Source organism: Accumulibacter sp. (genome assembly GCF_032229525.1).
GTDB lineage: Bacteria > Pseudomonadota > Gammaproteobacteria > Burkholderiales > Rhodocyclaceae > Accumulibacter.
Genome location: NZ_JAVTWB010000276.1, coordinates 1 through 3803, shown reverse-complemented (window position 1 = coordinate 3803; position 3803 = coordinate 1). Strand labels below are relative to the sequence as shown.

Annotated in this window: 3 protein-coding genes; 2 read left to right on the top strand and 1 reads right to left on the bottom strand. The window is 61.8% G+C overall.

Annotated features, from left to right (window positions below; all coding sequences use genetic code 11):
* Window positions 1-725, bottom strand: a 725-nt coding sequence (locus RUW20_RS21405; RefSeq protein ID WP_409559398.1) for a glutamate/aspartate ABC transporter substrate-binding protein, incomplete at its 3' end; no start/stop codon positions are given.
* Between the two features lie 318 nt (window positions 726-1043).
* On the opposite strand from RUW20_RS21405, the gene RUW20_RS21400 reads away from it, so the two are divergent.
* Both RUW20_RS21400 and pdxH read left to right on the top strand, forming a co-directional pair.
* Entirely contained in the window at window positions 1044-2831 is a 1788-nt protein-coding gene (locus tag RUW20_RS21400) for a M61 family metallopeptidase (protein ID WP_313954244.1), read from the top strand.
* A 229-nt stretch (window positions 2832-3060) separates the two neighbouring features.
* Window positions 3061-3699: a pyridoxamine 5'-phosphate oxidase gene (gene pdxH, locus RUW20_RS21395; protein ID WP_313954243.1), complete on the top strand. Its 639-nt coding sequence runs from the start codon at window positions 3061-3063 to the stop codon at window positions 3697-3699.
* Window positions 3700-3803 lie beyond the last annotated feature (104 nt).

Sequence of the window (3803 nt, the reverse complement as noted above, 5' to 3'; positions counted from 1 at the left end):
TAGATCTTCTCGGCTTCGCCAGAGGTCATTGTCTTGGCCAGTGCTCGATCGACGACTTTCTTGAACGCTGCGTCATCTTTCGGCAGCATGCAGCCATAGGCCTCGAACGACTGCGGCGTGCCGACCACCGCCCAATCACTGGCGCGCCTGGCTTTGGCCATTTCTCCGAAGAGCAAGGCGTCGTCCATCATGAAAGCGACCGCGCGCCCGGTTTCGAGGGTCAGGAAGGCCTCGCCGTGATCCTTGGCGCTGATGATGCTCATGTTCATCTTCTTCTCTTCGTTCATCTTGCGCAGCAAACGCTCCGAGGTCGTTCCGGCAGTCGTAACCACGTTCTTGCCCGCCAGATCAGGGAAATCGTTAATCCCCGAAGTATTTTTGGTCAGCAGACGCGTTTCGATGATGAAAATGGTGTTCGAGAAGCTCACCTGCTTCTGGCGCTCGCTGTTGTTGGTGGTCGAACCGCATTCGATGTCGAGCGAACCATTCTGGAGCAATGTGATGCGGTTCGACGGGGTGACCGGCAACAGTTTGACGTTGAGCGCGGCCATCTTCAGGTCCGCCTTGATCGCTTCAACGACGGTGAGCATCATTTCCTGTGAATAACCGATCACCTGTTGCTTGTCGTCGTAATACGAGAACGGAATCGATGACTCTCGGTGCCCCAGGGTGATGACGCCGGTATCCTTGATTTTCTTCAGGGTACCGGTCAACTCCTTCGCCATGGCTGGCGCGGACAACAATGCCGTGGCCAGGCTTACCGCGAACACCCAGCGCTTTGAATTTCCAATCACCTTCATGTCTCCTTCCTCTTTCTCGCAAAGAAAATATCGCCGGGTCTAGGCCCGGTGAAACCATTGTGGCACGACTGGTGCCGGGATCCTAGCCATGATCAGGTCATGCGGAATCGGCGAATCGCCGCTTTGCGGATCAGGGAAGGCCAACGACTTCCTTGCGCCCCTGCGCTCAGACAACGAGCAGCGATTATCGGACAGCATGGAAGCCGTACAATTCCGTCCATGCCACAAAACAGAAAGCGCCCGATGAAGCCGCCGAGCATCTGCTACACGATTCGCCCAAACCATCCCGAGGCACATCTTTTCGAAGTGCGCTGTACGCTGGCCGCCGCCGATCCGGCCGGCCAGCGTTTTGCGCTGCCGGCCTGGATCCCGGGCAGCTACCTGATTCGTGACTTCGCGCGCCACATCGTGTCGATCCGCGCCGAAAGCGCTGGCAAACCTGTCGCTCTCGACAGGATCGACAAGCACACCTGGCAAGCGGCACCGCTCGGCAAGGTGGCATCACTCGCGCTGATCTGCGAGATCTATGCCTGGGACCTCTCGGTACGCGGCGCACACCTGGACCAGACGCACGCTTTTTTCAATGGCACCAGCGTTTTCCTGCGCCCGCTCGGTCACGAACAACAGCCCTGCCTGGTCGATATCCAGCCGCCAGTCGGTAAGAGATATCAGGACTGGCGGGTGGCCACCGCGCTGGCTCCGGCAAGCGGTGAAAAGGGCTGCGCCAAGGATCATGGCTTCGGCCTCTACCGCGCCAGCAGCTACGACGAACTGATCGACCACCCCGTCGAAATGGGGGTCTTCACCCTGGCAAGTTTCATCGCTTGCGGCGTAGCGCACGAAGTCGCCATCAGCGGCCGCCATGACTGCGATCTGGCGCGCCTCGCGGCGGACCTGACGCGCATCTGCGAATGGCAGATCCGCTTCTTTGGTGAACCGGCGCCAATGCCGCACTACCGCTTCCTGGTAACCGCCGTCGGCGACGGCTACGGTGGCCTCGAGCACCGCGCTTCGACGGCCCTGATCTGCGCACGCGACGACCTGCCCTACCCCGGCATGAAGGGCACACCAGAGCGCTACCGAAGCTTCCTGGGGCTCTGCAGCCACGAGTACTTTCACAGCTGGAACGTCAAGCGCATCAAGCCAGCCGCGTTCACTGCCTACGATCTCGATCGTGAGACCCACACCACACTGCTCTGGGCGTTCGAGGGTTTCACCTCGTACTACGACGATCTGGCGCTCCTGCGCTGCGGAACGATCACGCTGAAAGACTGGCTGGGATTGATCGCCAAGACGATCGACAAGGTCCAGCGCGATCCTGGCCGACAACGGCAGAGCCTGGCCGACTCGAGCTTTGACGCCTGGACCAAGTACTATCGGCCGGACGAGAACACGCCCAACACGGTGGTCAGCTACTACGCCAAGGGCGCGCTGGTCGCGCTGGCGCTGGACCTCACTCTGCGAGCCGGAACCGACAGCCGGATCTCACTCGACGACGTGATGCGTGCGCTCTGGCGACGCCACGGCCAGCTCGACCCGCAGAGCGACGAGGGCGTCGGTGACGAAGAGATCCGCTTGATCGCCGAGGAACTGTCCGGCCTGGACCTGAAGCGGTTCTTTGCCGATGCGGTACGGGGCACCTCGGAACTTGCGTTGGCACCACTGCTGAAGCCTTTCGACATCCGGCTAAAGCGCAAAGCGGCGTCGAAGACACCGACGCTAGGCGTCAGAACAAGCCACGATGGCAACGAAATCAGGTTGACCACGGTGTACACAGGCGGCCCTGCGCAGGCAGCCGGCCTGTCTGCCGGCGACCTGCTGATGGCGATCGACGGATTTCGCGTCACGCCATCGACCCTGGACCGTCTGCTGGGTCTACGAAGGGCGGGCGAGGCGATCCGGATTCACGCCTTTCGGCGCGATGAACTGATGACCTTCTCCGTCCAGCTCGGAGCACCTGCCCGCGATACGCACCAGTTGGTCGCCAAGCGGAAAGGCAATGCCCTACGCAAAGCCTGGCTCAAGGGCTAGCGGCCGCGATGCGCAGCTCTCGGCGATGCGCAGCACAGCTACGAGGCTCACGTCTCCTCGGGCTTCGATTCATGTGCTGAACACTGCCGCAACGGTGAACGGCATGGACAAATGTCGCCCAATCGCTCGCACCTGGACGATAATCATCTGGCGACTTGTCCGCCGTCAAGGCGCATAGGCAACATCAGCTAGCCAGCCCCGTCGGCCCATCTTCGGCCCCGCACCCCCGATGACCAATCTCTCCGACCTCCGAAAAAGCTACGAACGCGCCGAACTCAGCGAAGACGCGTCACATGCTGACCCGCTGATGCAGTTCGCAAAATGGCTCGCCGAAGCAATTGCCGCGCAGGTACCCGAGCCGAATGCGATGACGCTGGCCACCGTGGATAACAGCCTTCGCCCGTCCACCCGGGTCGTCCTGATCAAGGGCTACGATGAATCCGGCATCACCTGGTTCACCAATTTCGAAAGCCGCAAGGGCCGGGAACTGGCCGCCAACCCTTGGGCGGCACTGCAGTTCCACTGGGTCGAATTGGAGCGCGTTGTGCGCATTGAAGGCCGTGCGGAAAAGGTTAGCGAAGCAGAAAGTGACGACTACTTCGCCAGCCGCCCTCTCGATTCGCGAATCGGAGCCTGGGCCAGCCCGCAGAGTCAGGTCATCTCCAGTCGGGCGGTGCTGGTCGCCAATGCCGCCCGCTATGGCGCCAGGTTCCTGCTACACCCGCCGCGCCCGCCGCACTGGGGGGGCTACCGCCTGCGGCCCGATAGCTGGGAGTTCTGGCAGGGCCGCAAGAGTCGCTTGCACGACCGCCTGCGCTACCGACTGGACAACGATCAGCAATGGGTGCGCGAGCGGCTCGCCCCGTAAGCCAATTCCGCGCTGCGCGGCCAAGCGACCCGCGCTCCGCCAAGGGTTCGCAAGCGACGCTTGACTGTCTCTGTGCTCGCGCCCGACCCTGCCCTTAGTCCTTA